We start from the raw sequence: 15,880 nt of genomic DNA on the forward strand, positions 1-15,880 counted from the left end.
CATATTCCCGGCACCACGCCGCCGCTCGCGCGTGTTACCCAAACAATGTTGTCCATGACGACAAGGCCGACGGGAGGTTCCAATGAGCGAAGCCGTGGACGCAAGGCATGCGCCGCTCGATGTCATCACCATCGGCCGCGCTTCCGTCGACCTCTACGGCCAGCAGATCGGCTCGCGGCTCGAGGACATCACGTCGTTCGCCAAGTCGGTCGGCGGCTGCCCGGCCAACATTTCGGTCGGCACGGCGCGGCTCGGCCTGCGCTCGGCGCTGCTGACGCGCGTCGGCGACGAGCAGATGGGCCGCTTCATCCGCGAGCAGCTGAAACGCGAAGGCGTCAATGTCGACGGGCTGAAAACCGACAAGGAACGGCTGACAGCGCTGGTGCTGCTTTCGGTCGAGAGCGAAGGCGTTTCGCCGATGATCTTCTACCGCTCGGACTGCGCCGACATGGCGCTGGCCGAAGAGGATGTCGACGAGGCCTTCATCGCCTCGGCCCGCGCGATCGTCGTCACCGGAACGCATTTTTCCCGCCCCAACAGCGATGCCGCCCAGCGCAAGGCGATCCGCATCATGAAGGCCAAGGGCGGCAAGGTGGTCTTCGACATCGACTACCGGCCGAACCTTTGGGGTCTCGCCGGTCATGCCGAAGGGTTCGAGCGCTATGTCAAGTCGGACCGGGTCTCGGCCCGGTTGAAGACGGTGCTGCCCGATTGCGATCTGATCGTCGGCACCGAGGAAGAGATCATGATCGCGTCGGGCGCCGACGATTGCCTGAGCGCGCTGAAGACGATCCGCGCGCTGTCCTCGGCGACCATTGTGCTGAAGCGCGGCGCCATGGGCTGCATCGTCTACGACGGAGCGATCAGCGACGATCTCGAGGACGGCATCGTCGGCGAGGGTTTCCCGATAGAGGTCTACAATGTGCTGGGCGCCGGTGACGCCTTCATGTCCGGCTTTCTGCGCGGCTGGCTGGGCGGTGAAAGCCTTGCGACAGCGGCAACCTGGGCCAATGCCTGCGGCGCCTTCGCCGTGTCGCGGCTGCTATGCGCGCCTGAATATCCGACCTTCGAGGAGCTGCGGTTCTTCCTCAAGAACGGCAGCAAGCATCGTGCGCTGCGCAAGGACGAGGCGATCAACCACATCCACTGGGCGACCACCCGCCGGCGCGACATCCCTTCGCTGATGGCGCTCGCATGCGATCACCGTGTGCAGCTCGAGGATGTGGCGGCCAAGGCCGGCGCCGATCCGGCACGCATCCGCGATTTCAAGGTGCTGGCGGTCAAGGCCGCGGCCAAGGTCGCCGCCGGCCGCGACGGCTATGGCATGCTGATCGACGAAAAGCACGGCCGCGAGGCGATGTTCGAATTCGCCAGGCATTCCTTCGCCTGGCTCGGCCGGCCGGTGGAACTGCCGGGCTCGCGGCCGCTGCGCTTTGAATTCTCGCAGGATATCGGCTCGCAGCTCGTCGAATGGCCGGTCGATCACTGCATCAAGTGCCTGTGCTTCTACCATCCCGACGATCCGGCTGATCTCAAGGAAGAGCAGCAGCAGAAACTCAAGAGCCTTTACGAGGCCGCGCGCAAAGTCGGCCGCGAATTGCTGGTCGAGATCATCGCCGGCAAGAACGGCAAGCTCGACGACACCACCATCCCGCGCGCGCTTGAAGAACTCTATGCGCTCGGCATCAAGCCGGACTGGTGGAAGCTTGAGCCGCAGGCATCGAGGGGCGCCTGGGCCAAAATCGAGGCGGTGATCCTGAAGCACGACCCCTGGTGCCGTGGCGTCGTGCTGCTTGGCCTGGAAGCGCCGCAGGACGAGCTGGAAGCCGCCTTTGCGGCCACCGCCGAGGCGCCCATCGTGAAAGGCTTTGCGGTCGGCCGCACCATCTTCGTCCATGCGGCCGAACAATGGCTGGCCGGCAGGATGTCGGATGACGAGGCTGTCGCCGACATGGCGTCGCGCTTCGAAAAGCTGACCGAAGCGTGGCTTGCCGCGCGCGGCCGCAAGGCGGCATAACAAGGCGCGGCATAAGACTGCGGAGGAAACCGAGATGACCAAGACAATCCGCCTGACGATGGCGCAGGCGCTGACCCGCTTTCTCAGCAAGCAGATGACCGAGATGCACGGGGAAAGAACGCCGATTTTCGGCGGCGTCTGGGCGATCTTCGGCCACGGCAATGTCGCCGGCATCGGCGAGGCGCTTTACCAGGTGCGCGACGAATTGCCGACCTTCCGCGCCCATAACGAGCAGGCGATGGCGCATGCCGCGATCGCCTATGGCAAAGCCAACTTCCGTCGCCGCTTCATGGCCGCGACCTCTTCGATCGGACCCGGCGCGCTGAACATGGTGACGGCCGCCGCCCTTGCCCATGTAAACCGGTTGCCCATCCTGTTTTTGCCGGGCGACGTCTTCGCCAACCGCATTCCCGACCCGGTGCTGCAGCAGGCCGAGGATTTTTCCGACGGCACGGCGACCGTCAATGACTGCTTCCGCCCGGTATCACGCTATTTCGACCGGATCACGCGGCCGGAACAGATCATCCCGGCGCTCAATCGCGCCATGCAGGTGCTGACCGATCCGGCCGAATGCGGGCCGGTGACCTTGTCGCTCTGCCAGGATGTGCAGGCCGAGGCTTATGACTATCCCGAGAGCTTCTTTGCCGAGCGGCTCTGGCACCAGCGCCGGCCACGCCCGGACCGCGGCGAACTGGCGGCGGCGGTCGCCGCGCTCAAGGGCGCGAAGAAGCCGCTGATCATTGCCGGGGGCGGCGTGCTCTATTCGCAGGCGTCCGGAGAACTGGCCAAATTCGCGCAAGGCGCGGCCATTCCGGTCTGCGAAACGCAGGGCGGCAAATCCTCCCTGCCGGACGATCATCCGCTCAACATGGCGGCCGTCGGCGTTACCGGCACCTCGGCCGCCAACCGGCTGGCGGAAGAGGCCGATGTCGTGCTGGCCGTCGGCACGCGGTTGCAGGATTTCACCACCGGATCGTGGGGGCTGTTCAAGAACTCCGGCAGGACCATCATCGGGCTCAACACGCAGGCTTTCGACGCCGGCAAGCACTGGGCCCTGCCGCTCGTCGCGGACGCGGCCGAAGGGCTTGCCGAACTGGGTGCGGCGCTGCAAGGCTGGAAGGCGCCTGCCGCCTGGACCGACAATGCGCTGAAGGGCAAGAAGGATTGGCAGGCCGATGCCAGCAAGGTGACGGCCTCCACCAATGCCGCTTTCCCCTCGGACGCGCAGGTGATCGGCGCGGTACAGCGTGCCATGGGTTCCGGCGTGACCTTGCTGCATGCCGCCGGCGGGCTGCCGGGAGAGTTGCACAAGCTCTGGCAGGCCGGCGCGCCCGGCTCCTATCATGCCGAATATGGCTTCTCGACCATGGGTTACGAAATCGCCGGCGGGCTCGGCACCAAGATGGCCAAGCCCGACGAGGACGTCGTCGTCATGATCGGCGACGGCTCCTATCTGATGCTGAATTCCGAGATCGCCACCTCGGTGATGCTCGGTCTGAAACTGACCATCGTGCTACTCGACAACAGGGGGTTCGGCTGCATCAACCGGCTGCAGATGGCGACCGGTAGCGCCAACTTCAACAATCTCCTGAAGGACTCGCGCCACGAGATCCTGCCCGACATCGACTTCGCCGCGCATGCGGCAAGCATGGGGGCGATTGCCGAAAAGGTCTCGTCGATCGCCGGGCTGGAGACTGCATTGGCGCAAGCGAGGCAGAACGACCGCACCACCGTGCTGGTCATCGACACCGATCCGCTTGCCTCGACCGAGGCCGGCGGTCACTGGTGGGATGTCGCGGTGCCGGAAGTGTCGGCGCGACGCGAAGTCAACGCCGCGCGCAAGAAATACGAAGACGCGTTGCAGGAGCGGCAGTGACCGCTTGCGCGACACCAACGAACTGAACCTGGAGTGACGACTTGAAAGCCAAACTGGGCATGTCCCCCATTGCATGGTGGAACGACGATCTCGCGGAATTGAGCGATGACGTGTCGCTGGAGGAATGTTTGCGCCAATCGCGCTCCGCGGGCTTCACCGGCATGGAAATGGGTCGGCGCTTCCCCAACGACCCCGCCATCATGCTGCCGATCCTCAAGGCCGCCGACGTGACCCTATGCGGCGGCTGGTTTTCGGGCACGCTGGTCGACGAGGAGATGGCCGCCAACAAGGACCGTATCCAGCCGATGATCGACCTGTTCAGGGCGGTCGATGCGCCCTGCATCGTCTATGGCGAGGTCGGCCGCTCGATCCAGGGCGACCGCTCCAAGCCGCTCGCCAGCAAGCCGAAGCTTTCGGGCGACGAGATGAAGGCCTATGCGCGGCGCCTGACGGAATTCGGCGAATGGTGCGCGGAGCAAGGCATGCCGCTTTCCTACCATCACCATATGGCGGCGGTGGTCGAGACCGAGCCGGAGCTCGATGCCTTCATGCGCCATTCCGGTGAAGGCATTCCGCTGTTGCTTGATGCCGGGCATCTGGCGTTTGCCGGCGGCGACGTGCTGCGCGCCATCGATAACCACCACAAGCGCATCAGCCATGTCCATGTGAAGGACGTGCGCATGGCTGTGATCGACAAGCTCGACCGCACGAAGCAGTCCTTCCTCGACGCCGTGGCGCTCGGCGCCTTCACTGTGCCAGGCGATGGCTCGCTCGATTTCGGCGCCATCGTGCAGCGCTTCGCCGACCATGGCTATGAAGGCTGGTTCGTCGTCGAGGCCGAGCAGGATCCGAGGAAGAGCCCACCGCTCAGGATGGCGCAGGTTGGCCACAAGGAACTGATGCGGGTGATGACATCGGCCGGTTACACGGTCGAGACGCAAGGTTTTCCGAATGCTTGAAGCGATGGGTTCACGGCGAAGCCGGTTGCTGTAGATTGGCCCGATGAAAGATTATGAACACCCGTTTTTCCGCCCGCTTTGGCGCCGTGTCGCCGTCGTCGCGGTCTGCCTGATCTGGTCGGTCATCGAATTCGCCACCGGCACGCCGTTCTGGGGCGTCATCGCGCTAGGCTTCGCCGGCTACGGCGTCTGGCAGTTTTTTTATCTCTACAAGCCGGCCGACGAGAGCAAAGCGACGGCCGAAGCCGAACCGAAGGAGTGACCAATGTCGAAGCTGCTCGTCAAAGCCGACAAGGGGCACGGCCGCGTCGCGCATGTGACGCCCGAAAGCGCCGGCTGGACCTATGTCGGTTTCGACCTGCATCGGCTCAAGCCGGGCGAAAGCGCCTCGGGAAGGACGGACGACCGCGAGGTTTGCCTGGTGTTCGTCACCGGCAAGGGTACAGCGAGAGCCGGCGGCAAGGATCTCGGCCTGCTCGGCGAGCGCATGTCGCCCTTCGCGGGCAAGCCGTGGTCGGTCTATATCCCCGAAGGATCGGACTGGTCGGTGACTGCCGATACCGAACTGGAACTCGCGGTGTGCTCGGCGCCTGGCCTTGGCGGCGGCCTGCCGGTGCGGGTGATCGGGCCGGACGATCTCGGCCAGGAGGTGCGCGGCAAGGGCACCAACACGCGCTACGTCACCAACATCCTGCCCGAAGGCCAGCCAGCCGACTCATTGCTGGTGGTCGAGGTCATCACGCCGGGCGGCCACACGTCGAGCTACCCGCCGCACAAGCACGACCAGGACAACCTGCCCACCGAATCCTACCTCGAGGAGACCTATTACCATCGCCTCAACCCGCCGCAGGGCTTTGCCTTCCAGCGCGTCTATACCGACGCCGACGGGAATGGGCATCGCGCGCTGGACGAAGCCATGGCGATCGAGGATGGCGATGTCGTGCTGGTGCCCAGGGGCTATCACCCCTGTGCCGCCTGCCACGGCTATGACCTCTATTATCTGAATGTGATGGCAGGGCCGAAGCGGACATGGAAATTCCACAATGCGCCCGAGCACGAATGGTTGATGAAGGCATGACCGTTCGCGTTTCCGGCTGAACTTATTGGTCCAGTTTGGAAAAATCGTCGGCTAACGACCCTGAGGGCCGATTTGCCTTCGAAAACCCTTCAAAGCTTCGTCAATCCGTCATGCAAATCACCTATGGCAACGGGATTAGCGCATGTTGCCCAAAAGTGCGTAGCGGTTTTGGGGCGACGACATGCACCAAACGAAGACTTAAGGCGCGTCGCACCATCGCTTCAAACGCGGCGCGCTTTAACGAGGACTTCCCATGCGTTATGCCATTTACTTCACCCCCCGGCAGGACGAGCCGCTGGCGAGGATCGCCACCAACTGGCTGGGCCGCGACCCTTTCGGTGCCGCGACCAGGCCGGTTGAGGCCGTGGCCGGCCTGTCGGCAGCGGAAGTGGCCTTCCACACCGCCTCGGCGCGCCGCTATGGCTTTCACGCGACACTGAAAGCGCCTTTCCAGCTGGCCGCCAACGAGACAGAGGCTTCGCTGCGCGCGGCGCTCGATCATTTTGCCGAGGCAACGCCTGTGGTGACGATCCCGCGTCTCGTCGTCAGCCAGATCGACAGCTTCTTCGCGCTGGTTCCTGAAGGCCCGCTGCCTCCGCTCAACCGCTTCGCCGATAATGTGGTGCGTGATTTCGACCGGTTTCGCGCGCCCTTGAGCGAGGCCGAGATCGAGCGGCGCAGCCCGGATTCGCTGAAGCCGGCCGAGTTTCGCAATCTCTGCCAGTGGGGATATCCCTATGTTTTCGAGACCTTCCGCTTCCACATGACCCTGTCCGGCCGGGCCGGGCCACAGGAAAGCCCTCGCCTGCGCGCGGCCATCGAAAGCCTTTTCGCCGATGTGTTGCGCCAGCCCGTGCTGGTGGATGCGCTGACGTTGTTTGTCGAACCCGAACCCGGTGCGCCGTTCATGGTGCTTTCCCAGCACGCGCTTGGACGCCGCCCGGCCAGAAAGACCGCCTGACAGGCGCCGAAAGCAAGGACTACCCGCAATGACCGCCGAAACTGTTCTTTCCAATGCCCGCATCGTCCTTGCCGACGAGATCGTCGAAGGGTCGCTTGTACTGCGCGACGGCTTAATCGCCGGCATCGACGCCGGTGCTGCCCGGACCGGCGAGGACATGGGCGGCGACTTCATCATTCCAGGGCTGGTCGAACTCCATACCGATCATCTCGAGGGCCATTATGCGCCGCGGCCGAAAGTGCGCTGGAACCCGATCGCCGCGGTGCTTGCCCATGACGCGCAGGTGGCGACCGCCGGCATCACCACCGTGCTCGATGCCTTGCGTGTCGGCATGGACGAGGATGCCGATCTCACCTCGGACGATATCCGCAAGCTCGCCGACGCGATCGAGGACAGTGTCCAGCAGGAGCGGCTGCGGGCCGACCATTTCATTCATCTGCGCTGCGAGGTCTCGGCACCGGATTGTCTGAGGGCCTTCGCCAATTTCGAGACCGACGACAGGGTGAAACTGGCGTCGCTGATGGACCATGCGCCGGGCCAGCGCCAGTTCGTCAATCTCGAGACCTATGCCTATTATTATCAGCGCAAGCTCAAGCTGAGCGACCATGATTTTCAGAAGTTCTGCGAGAAGCGGATGGGCGAATCGGCACGCAATTCCGGGCCAAACCGTGTCTTCATCGCGGCCGCCTGCCATGAGCGCGGCATCGTGCTCGCCAGCCACGACGACGCCACGTCGGCTCATGTCGACGAGGCCATCGAGCAGGGCGTGCGGGTCGCCGAATTCCCGACCACCGAGGAAGCGGCGCGCGCCTCGAAGGCCGCCGGGCTCGGCGTGCTGATGGGCGCGCCCAATGTCATGCGCGGCGCCTCGCATTCGGGCAATGTTTCGGCCCGCACCCTGGCCAGTGACGGCCTGCTCGACATCCTGTCGTCCGATTACATCCCCTTCAGCCTGATCCAGTCGGCCTTCTTCCTCGGCGACATGGTCGAGGGCATTTCGCTGCCGCAGGCCGTCGCCATGGTTTCGAAGAACCCGGCGCAGGCCGTCGGCCTTGAAGACCGCGGCGTCATAGAGCAGGGACGCCGCGCCGACCTGGTGCGCGTGCGCGTCGACGATCATGTTCCGGTCGTGCGCACCGTCTGGCGGCAGGGACGCCGGGTGGCATGATGGTGTCGGCCTCGATCGAACGCGAACTGTCCGCCGAAACCTTTCCGATCCGTCACGGCGTCTTTGTCGCTGTCGTCGGCCCAAGCGGTGCCGGCAAGGACACGGTGATCGGCTACGCCAAGGCGCTTTTCGCCGAAGAGACGCAGCTGGAGTTCGTGCGCCGCGTCATCACCAGGCCGTGCGATGTCACGAGCGAGGATCACGACACGCTGGCCGACGCCGCTTTCGCCGAGGCCGAGGCCGACGGCGCCTTTGCCATTTCCTGGGAAGCGCATGGCCTGCGCTACGGCCTGCCTGCCGACGTCGACTGGTCTGTTTCCAATGGACACGTGGCCGTCGCCAACGTCTCGCGCGCGATCATCCCCACCTTGCGCGAACGCTATGCCAATCTGGCGATCGTGGAGATCACCGCCTCGCCCGAGGTACTGGCCGAGCGGCTGGCGATGCGCGGCCGCGAGTCGCGCGGCGAAGTGCTGGCGCGGCTGGCGCGCAGCGCCAGTGTGACCTTGTCCGGCCCTGGCGTCACGTCGATCGACAACAGCGGTCCGCGCGAGGTGGCCGGCGAGCGCTTCGCCGAGCTGCTGCGCAAGGCGATGGCCTTCTCCGACATGTCGGGCTTGATCTAAGCCAAGATCCTGTAGCTCCGATTTCGGCACATCACGTGCCGCGACCGCTGCTTGCAGCGGTCCATGGCCGCTCGTCCTGGAGCGGGCGACTCGGTCGCGTGCGCCTGCCGGCGCCGTCACATCCCTGTAACAGACATTTCGGATTGTGGCTCCCGTTGTAATCACTACAGACGACGGAGCGGGCCGGCCACCATGAGCTATGATGCCTCGGAAGACCGGAGAATGACGGTCGATGCCCGGGTTCACGCGGCACTCGAAAGCCTGCCGCCGGCCGAGCAGCGTATGGCGCGGTTCTTCGTCGACCAGAAGCGGTCGGTCCTGCTGGGATCGGCGGCCGAGATCGCCGAACTCGCCGGCACCAGCGACGCGACCGTGGTTCGGACGGCGCGCTCGCTTGGTTTCGAAAGCCTCTCGGCGCTTCGCCAGATGCTGCTGTCGGACCTGACCGGCACGCCATCCCCCGGCAAGCGCCTGGCGCGCACCTTGCAGGAGACCGGCGACGACAGTGCCGGGGCACTGCGGCATGTGATCGACCTCCATGAGAGCGTGCTCGATGTGCTCAAGCGTCCGGAGATGGCGGCGGCATTCGAGCGCAGCGTCGACATTCTGGCGCGGGCCAATCGTCGCCACGTCTTCGGCATAGGTCCATCGGGCGCCATGGCCGACTATGCCAGCCTGCAGTTCAACCGGATCGGCCTGCCGACCAGCGCGCTGTCGGTGTCAGGAATTGCGCTCGCCGACCGCTTGCTGTGGCTCGGCAAGGGCGACGCCGTTCTGATGATGGCCTACGCGCCGCTCTACCGCGAGGTGGAAGTCGTCCTCGACCATGCCATGCGGTTCGACGTTCCGGTGGTGCTGATCAGCGACAATCTGGCTCCCCTGGTTCCCGGCAAGGTGGCGGAAAGCCTGCCGGTTCCGCGCGGCAGGGCCGATCACCTGGCCATGCATGGCGGCACGATCGTCCTCATCGAGGCGATGATCATCGGGCTGGCGAAACGAAACAGCGAAGCCGCCTTTGATGCCCTCGATCGGCTGAGCACGGTTCGGGGATCGATCGATAGAGCCTGGATAAAGCGCGGCGTCCGAAAGAATAAATACAATAAAACAAGCAATCCATACAAATGACACAAAACATTCAACCTGTTCATGCATGATACGATGGGGCTTACTGTGCCCATGGCAAATCCACTGGAGAGCAAGATGAACACACGTACAACTTTCTACTTGGCAATTGGCTTGAGCGCGCTTGCCATGGCAGCACCCGCATCGGCATCCGACCTGGTGCTTTATGACGCGCTCGATTTCGCCGGCCCGGTGGCCAAGGCCTTCGAGGCCAAGACCGGCCTTACCGTCGACGTGGTCGAACCCGGCAGCACCGGCGAGACGCTGGGCAAGATCGCCGCCGAAGGCAGCAATCCGCAGTTCGACATCGTCTGGCTCGACGGCTCCGCCGTCATGGAACGGATGGCGGCAGACCACGTGCTGCAGGCCGTTCCCGCCGCCGCCTACGACAAGGTCGCCTTCACCGATCTCGGCAAGTCGCTGATCCCACAAAGCCACGCCTTCCTGCCGACCGGCACCAGCACCACGGCCATCGAGGTCAACACCAAGAAAGTGCCCGCCGGCAAGATGCCCAAATCCTGGGCCGACCTCCAGTCCTTCGCCGGCGGCGTCGCCGCCAAGGATCCCAATTTGTCGGGCCCTGCCTATCAATGGCTGGCCGGCTTCTTCCAGACCAACGGCGTCGACGCCGGCAAGACCCTGCTGGCCAAGACGCTGACCAACAAGTCCCTGTCGGGCCTGTCGAGCGGCGGCAAGGTGAACAAGGCCGTGCTGACCGGCGATGCCTCGGTCGGCGTCAATCAGGACAGCGCCATCTTCTCGAAGATCGCCGCCGGCGAACCCGTCGTCGCGGTCTACCCGAGCGAAGGCTCCGTGGCCTTGCCGCAAGGCCTCGGCATCAGCGCAAAGACGCAGCACATGGACGCGGCTCGGAAGTTCATCGACTTCGTCACCAGCGCCGAGGGCCAGGCCGCCATGCAGAACGGCGACGACACCGACTTCTTCTATATCCCGATCATCAAGGGCATCAACGCCAAGCCAGGCCGCGAGACCAACATCACCTACACGCATCTCGACGACGCCGTGGCCTCGGCTCACGAGACCGAGTGGAAGCAGTGGTACAAGGCCAATTTCGTCCAGTGATCCGGCTGTTTGGGACATGACGATCGCTCAGCTTTCCAACGCCGCGGCTTTTGCCCGCGGCGTTGGCGCTGGAAAGCCGCCGCTGCGCCGCCGGTCGGCGCTCGCACGCCACGGCGGGCCATTTGCCGTCTACGCCGTGTTTGCCTTGCTGATCGGATTGCCGCTTGCCCTGGTGCTGGTCCAGGCGGTCATGCCCGGCTTGTTCGCCGCGCAAGACGCCAGCAACAGCCTGAGCCTCGAGCCGCTGAGCCGTGTCTTCAACTCTCCCTATGTCGCGGCCTCGGTCCTGCATTCGCTTGAGCTCGGCGTGCTCGTCGCCTGCACCACAACCATGTTGGGCGGCGCCTTCGCGGTCCTGGTGCAGCGCTGCGACATACCGGGGCGGTCGGCAATCTCGATGGTGCCGTGGCTGGTTTTCCTGACGCCATCCTATCTGAAGGCGCTAGCCTGGGTGCTGCTGATGTCTTCCGGCGGTTACCTGACGCAATTCGGGCTGCTGCCTGCCTGGCTGGGCTCGGCATTTTTCGGCCTGACCGGCCTGGTATTCGTCCACACGCTCAGCCTGTTTCCGCTGTCGGCTTTCATCATCGGCAGCGCGCTGGCCGGACTGGGCAGCGAACTGGAGGATGCCGCGCGGCTTTCCGGCGCCGCTCCGCTCAGGATCTGGCTACGCATCAACGGCCCCTTGCTGGCGCCGGCCATCGCCTTGAGCTTCATCGCCACCTTCGCCGAGGTGCTGTCGGACTTCGGCCTGGCCTCGACCATCGCCAGGATGTCGAATTTCGGTGTCCTGACCTACGGCATCTATGCCGCCGCCAGCGACTATCCGGTCGACTTTCCCGCCGCCGGCGCACAGGCGCTCGTCCTGCTCAGTCTCGTCCTGCTCGTCGTGGTGGCGGACCGGCTGTTGCGGCGCCGCGCCGACCCGCGCCTGATTTCGGGCCGCGCCAGGCCGGCCAGGCTGTACAACCTCGGCGGATGGCGCTGGGTCGCCATGGCGGCGGCCCTTGCCATCGCAATCCTGGCGCTGGCGTTGCCGCTGGCGGCGATCGCGGCGCGTGCCCTGACGCAGACGCTGGGCCATGGGCTTATCTGGAGCAACTTCACCAGTGTCAACGTCGTGGCGGCGCTCAGCCTGAACACCGCGGCCAATGACGGCCTGTTGCGCAGCCTCTTCTATGCCGGGCTGACGGCGCTCATCGCCAGTTCGCTTGCCCTGCTCCTGTCGGCGCAACTCGACCGCGCCGGCCCGGTTCTGCGCAGCGCCGTCGTCGGTCTGTCGCTGGGATCGGTGGCGATACCGGGAATCGTGCTCGGCTTCGGCTATATCCTTGTGTGGAACCGCCTGCCGGGCTTTCGCGACTGGCCGTTCCCCCACTACGGCGATGGCTCGCTGCTGGTCATGGGCTATGTCGCGGCAGCGCTTCCCTACTGTCTGGTGGTGATCCTTTCGGCCATCGGCCAACTGGCGCCGGGCCTGACGGACGCGGCGCGCCTGCATGGTGTCGGGGCGACCCGCCGGTTGCTGGCAATCACCTTGCCGCTGATCCTGCTGAGCGTGATGACAGCCTTCCTGCTGACGTTCATTCGCACCGTGTTCGAACTGCCGATCTCGCAAATGCTCATTCCCCGGAGCGGCCCGCCGGCGCCGACGCTCATCCTGAAACTGTTCAGCCACGACCGGGACGGGCTGGCCTCGGCGATCGCCCTGGTCGCCATGGCGGCCGCGGGCATGGGGGCGGCGCTGGTCTGGTATCCGCTTCGGCGCTTCGTCGGACCGCGCCGGAGTGCGGCGTTCGCCGATGCGGGCCACCACCAGACAGTCAGAGCGGAACCCTTGTCATGACCGCATCCCTGCATTGTGCCGGCATTTGCAAGTCGCTCGGCGGGCGCCCCATCCTGACCGACCTGGACCTCAAGATCGATGCCGGCGAAGTGGTGTCGCTTCTCGGCGCCAGCGGCTCCGGCAAGACCACGCTTCTGCGCATCATCGCCGGGCTGGTCGCACCCGAAAAGGGATCGATCACGCTGGACGGACGGGTCGTGTGGAGCGAGGCGTCGGTCATACCTCCCGAAAAACGGCGGATCGGCATGGTCTTCCAGGACTACGCCCTGTGGCCGCATATGACGGTGGCCAACAATCTCGCCTTCGGTCTGCGCGCGCAGCGGCTTTCAGAGCAGGACATCGCCCAGCGGGTGAACCATGCGTTCGACGTCACCCGCCTTGCTCCCTACAAGGATCGCTATCCCACGGAATTGTCGGGCGGCCAGCAGCAGCGCGTCGCCATCGCGCGCTGCCTCGCCGCGCGTCCGGCGCTGATGCTGTTCGACGAACCGCTGAGCAATCTCGATGCGGCATTACGCGAGGACATGCGCATCGAGATGATGGAGATGGTGCGCCGCGAAGCCATCACCGTCGTCTATGTGACGCATGACCAGGCCGAGGCCATGGCGGTCTCCGACCGCATCGCCATCATGCGGGCCGGCGAAATCGTCCAGTTCGACACGCCACGCGCCATCTATGAAGCACCGGCCGATTCGTTCGTGGCGAGCTTCATCGGCGGCTTTTCGATCGTTCGCGGGCAGGTCCAGGACGAGCACTTCAGGATCGCCGACAGCGATGCCGAAACGGTGCGCACGCCGGGCGCCCGATCCGGCGCCGGCATGTTGGTCATCCGTCCGGAGGACGCCCGGCCGGCGGACGCCTATCCCGGCAATCGACTGCAGGGCAAGGTGCTGTCGAGCGCTTTCCAGGGCCGATGCTGGCGGCTGGCGGTCGATCTCGGACAACAACGCGTCCGGCTCGACTGGCCCGAAGCGCCTGCGATCGGCGCCGCGCTTGCCTTTTCGTTGCCGCCGGAGCGCTGTGTGGTGCTGACCGCGTAGTGATTCCCGGTTCGCGAACCCGAAGCTGGAAATGACCGGCCAGAAAGATCATGGTCGAACAGGACAAGACAGGAAGCCTCGATGCAGACACTGACACCCATCCTCTCGACAATCACGGCGGCATTCCTCGCCTCCCTTGTCGAGGTCGTCGAAGCTTTCACCATCGTGCTCGCGGTCGGGGTGACACGCAGCTGGCGTCCGGCGCTGACGGGCGCCGCGCTGGCGCTGGCGGTGCTGGCGGCCCTGGTGCTGGCGTTCGGCCCGCTGCTGGCGCTGGTCCCGATCACGACGCTGCAGTTCGCCGTCGGGGTGCTGCTGATCCTGTTCGGCATGCGCTGGTTGCGAAAGGCCATCCTGCGCAGCGTCGGCGTCATTGCCCTGCATGACGAGGAAGCGGCCTTCGCCAAGGAGACCGCCGAGTTGCACCGGCAGGCCGGCGATCGGCGCGCCGACTACCTCGCCGGACTGGCGTCCTTCAAGGCGGTTCTGCTCGAAGGGGTCGAGGTGGTGTTCATCGTCATCGCCGTCGGCGCCGCGCACGGGCAGACGCTGTACGCCAGCATGGGCGCGCTGGCGGCCTTCGTCCTGGTGATGCTTGTCGGCCTGGCCGTCCACCGGCCGCTGGCGCGCGTGCCGGAGAACGCCCTTAAATTCGTGGTCGGGCTGATGCTGACCAGCTTCGGCATCTTCTGGACCGGCGAGGGCATCGGCGCAGACTGGCCGGGCGCCGATCTTGCTCTGCTCGCCATCTTCGCCATCGTCGCGCTGGCGTCCTTTGCCATGGTCCGCTGGCTGCGCGGCACCTATCCCCAAGCCGCTGGAGGGCTCGCCCGATGAACGTCATTCGTCTCATTGCCATGGAATTCTTCGGCATGTTCGTCGATGACGGCAATCTGGCGCTGCTGGCGCTGGTCCTTGTGGCCGCCGTCACCGCGTGGGTGAAGCTCCTGGCCCTGCCGCCGCTGCTTGGCGGCGCGCTGCTGCTGGTCGGCTGTCTTGCCATCCTCCTGCTAAGCGTTCGCCGCGCGGCACGCACGAACCGCAGGTAGCCAAGGACTTATTCCGCGGCCGCGCCGACCGCGCCCTTGCGGGCGGCATCGACCATCCGGCGGCGCGCCCGGAACACGCCCCATTGCTGGTCGACCAGCACGCCGATCAGGATGACGCCGCCCATCACCGCGAAGTTGAGCGAGGAGGGGATGCCGAGCAGGTTGACGAGGTTCTGCAGCTCCTGCAGCAGCACCGTACCGAGGATGACGCCGATCAGCGAACCTTCGCCGCCGCGCAGCGAGAAGCCGCCGAGAACGGCCGCGGCAATGGCATAGAGCTCGTAGAACTGGCCGTGGCTGGCCGGCGAGATGGAGCGCGTGTACATGGCGAAGTAGATCGCCGACAGCGCGGTGAGCACGCCGCAGATGACGTAAGCCGCCATGACGACACGCCCGGTGCGTATGCCGGAATATTTCGCCGCCTCTTCGTTCTTGCCGATGGCGTAGAGATAACGGCCGAACACCGAGCGGTGCAGCACCACCCACATGACGATGGCGATGACGATCAGCGCGAAGAACGAGTTCGGCACGCCCCAGGAGCGGCCGGCGGTCAGGAATTCGAGATCGGGAAAATTCTGGCCGAAGGCGAAACCGGCGGTGCCGTCGGCTGTGTAGAAACGCGCGACGCCGCGATAGATCAAAAGGCCGCACAAGGTGACGACGAAGGGCTGCAGCTTGAGCCGCGTGATCAGCCAGCCATGCGCCAGCCCGATGACGGCGCCGAGCACCAGGATGAGTACGAAGGCGATCGGCCATCCCATGCCACGCACGGCGATGAAGTCGATGAACAGCGTGCCCAGCAACGCGACGACGGAGCCGACGGACAGCTCTATGCCGCCGGTGATGATGACGAAGGCCTGGCCGATGGAGAGGATGCCGAACAGGCCGATCAGGTTCGAGGTGTTGGCGAGATTGATCGGCAAGAGGAAGCGCGGATTGATGATGGCGACGATCGCGCCGACCACCAGGATCAGGATCAGCAGGCCGAGATCTTTCTTGTTCATCGTCGTATCCCCAATACGTGCCTGCTTCCGAGCCCTGGGCAGGCAAAGCCG

Annotated in this window: 15 protein-coding genes; 14 read left to right on the top strand and 1 reads right to left on the bottom strand. The window is 65.1% G+C overall.

Annotated features, from left to right (window positions below; all coding sequences use genetic code 11):
* The first annotated feature begins 82 nt into the window (after positions 1-82).
* The 14 genes from LB556_RS07630 (at position 83) to LB556_RS07695 (ending at position 14,825) form a co-directional block, all read left to right on the top strand.
* Positions 83-2,017 carry a bifunctional 5-dehydro-2-deoxygluconokinase/5-dehydro-2-deoxyphosphogluconate aldolase gene (locus LB556_RS07630; protein ID WP_224565674.1) on the top strand — a complete coding sequence of 645 codons (1,935 nt, stop codon included), beginning with the start codon at positions 83-85 and terminating at the stop codon, positions 2,015-2,017.
* Between the two features lie 34 nt (positions 2,018-2,051).
* A complete protein-coding gene (gene iolD / locus LB556_RS07635; RefSeq protein WP_224565676.1) occupies positions 2,052-3,893 on the top strand; it encodes a 3D-(3,5/4)-trihydroxycyclohexane-1,2-dione acylhydrolase (decyclizing) in 1,842 nt (613 codons plus the stop codon).
* A 41-nt stretch (positions 3,894-3,934) separates the two neighbouring features.
* Complete coding sequence (gene iolE / locus LB556_RS07640) at positions 3,935-4,852, top strand: myo-inosose-2 dehydratase (protein WP_224565679.1); 918 nt, start codon at positions 3,935-3,937, stop codon at positions 4,850-4,852.
* Positions 4,853-4,895: 43 nt separating this feature from the next.
* A complete protein-coding gene (locus tag LB556_RS07645; RefSeq protein WP_224565681.1) occupies positions 4,896-5,114 on the top strand; it encodes a DUF3329 domain-containing protein in 219 nt (72 codons plus the stop codon).
* A 3-nt stretch (positions 5,115-5,117) separates the two neighbouring features.
* The gene (gene iolB, locus LB556_RS07650; protein WP_224565683.1) at positions 5,118-5,930 is read left to right on the top strand and encodes a 5-deoxy-glucuronate isomerase; all 813 of its coding nucleotides are present in this window, start codon (positions 5,118-5,120) and stop codon (positions 5,928-5,930) included.
* Positions 5,931-6,183: 253 nt separating this feature from the next.
* The gene (locus tag LB556_RS07655) at positions 6,184-6,891 is read left to right on the top strand and encodes a DUF1045 domain-containing protein (RefSeq protein WP_224565685.1); all 708 of its coding nucleotides are present in this window, start codon (positions 6,184-6,186) and stop codon (positions 6,889-6,891) included.
* 28 nt (positions 6,892-6,919) lie between these two features.
* The gene (locus LB556_RS07660) at positions 6,920-8,059 is read left to right on the top strand and encodes an alpha-D-ribose 1-methylphosphonate 5-triphosphate diphosphatase (RefSeq protein ID WP_224565687.1); all 1,140 of its coding nucleotides are present in this window, start codon (positions 6,920-6,922) and stop codon (positions 8,057-8,059) included.
* Positions 8,056-8,685 (top strand): phosphonate metabolism protein/1,5-bisphosphokinase (PRPP-forming) PhnN, encoded by a 630-nt coding sequence (phnN, locus tag LB556_RS07665; RefSeq protein WP_224565690.1) that lies wholly within the window; start codon positions 8,056-8,058, stop codon positions 8,683-8,685. The genes LB556_RS07660 and phnN overlap by 4 nt, the downstream gene beginning before the upstream one ends.
* 222 nt (positions 8,686-8,907) lie before the next feature.
* Positions 8,908-9,810 (top strand): MurR/RpiR family transcriptional regulator, encoded by a 903-nt coding sequence (locus tag LB556_RS07670; RefSeq protein WP_224565692.1) that lies wholly within the window; start codon positions 8,908-8,910, stop codon positions 9,808-9,810.
* 75 nt (positions 9,811-9,885) lie between these two features.
* Positions 9,886-10,890, top strand: a complete 1,005-nt coding sequence (locus tag LB556_RS07675) for an ABC transporter substrate-binding protein (RefSeq protein WP_224565694.1) — start codon at positions 9,886-9,888, stop codon at positions 10,888-10,890.
* A 16-nt stretch (positions 10,891-10,906) separates the two neighbouring features.
* The gene (locus LB556_RS07680; protein ID WP_224565696.1) at positions 10,907-12,736 is read left to right on the top strand and encodes an ABC transporter permease; all 1,830 of its coding nucleotides are present in this window, start codon (positions 10,907-10,909) and stop codon (positions 12,734-12,736) included.
* Positions 12,733-13,776 (top strand): ABC transporter ATP-binding protein, encoded by a 1,044-nt coding sequence (locus tag LB556_RS07685; RefSeq protein ID WP_224565698.1) that lies wholly within the window; start codon positions 12,733-12,735, stop codon positions 13,774-13,776. The genes LB556_RS07680 and LB556_RS07685 overlap by 4 nt, the downstream gene beginning before the upstream one ends.
* 81 nt (positions 13,777-13,857) lie before the next feature.
* Positions 13,858-14,613, top strand: coding sequence for a COG4280 domain-containing protein (locus LB556_RS07690; protein ID WP_224565700.1), 756 nt, complete (start codon positions 13,858-13,860; stop codon positions 14,611-14,613).
* On the top strand, positions 14,610-14,825 hold the full coding sequence (locus LB556_RS07695) for a hypothetical protein (RefSeq protein ID WP_224565702.1): 216 nt from the start codon (positions 14,610-14,612) through the stop codon (positions 14,823-14,825). The genes LB556_RS07690 and LB556_RS07695 overlap by 4 nt, the downstream gene beginning before the upstream one ends.
* Before the next feature lie 8 nt (positions 14,826-14,833).
* On the opposite strand, the gene LB556_RS07700 is transcribed toward LB556_RS07695, so the two are convergent.
* On the bottom strand, positions 14,834-15,829 hold the full coding sequence (locus LB556_RS07700) for an ABC transporter permease (protein WP_224565704.1): 996 nt from the start codon (positions 15,827-15,829) through the stop codon (positions 14,834-14,836).
* Between the last annotated feature and the right edge of the window lie 51 nt (positions 15,830-15,880).

It is taken from the genome of Mesorhizobium sp. ES1-4 (genome assembly GCF_020164745.1).
Lineage (GTDB): Bacteria > Pseudomonadota > Alphaproteobacteria > Rhizobiales > Rhizobiaceae > Mesorhizobium.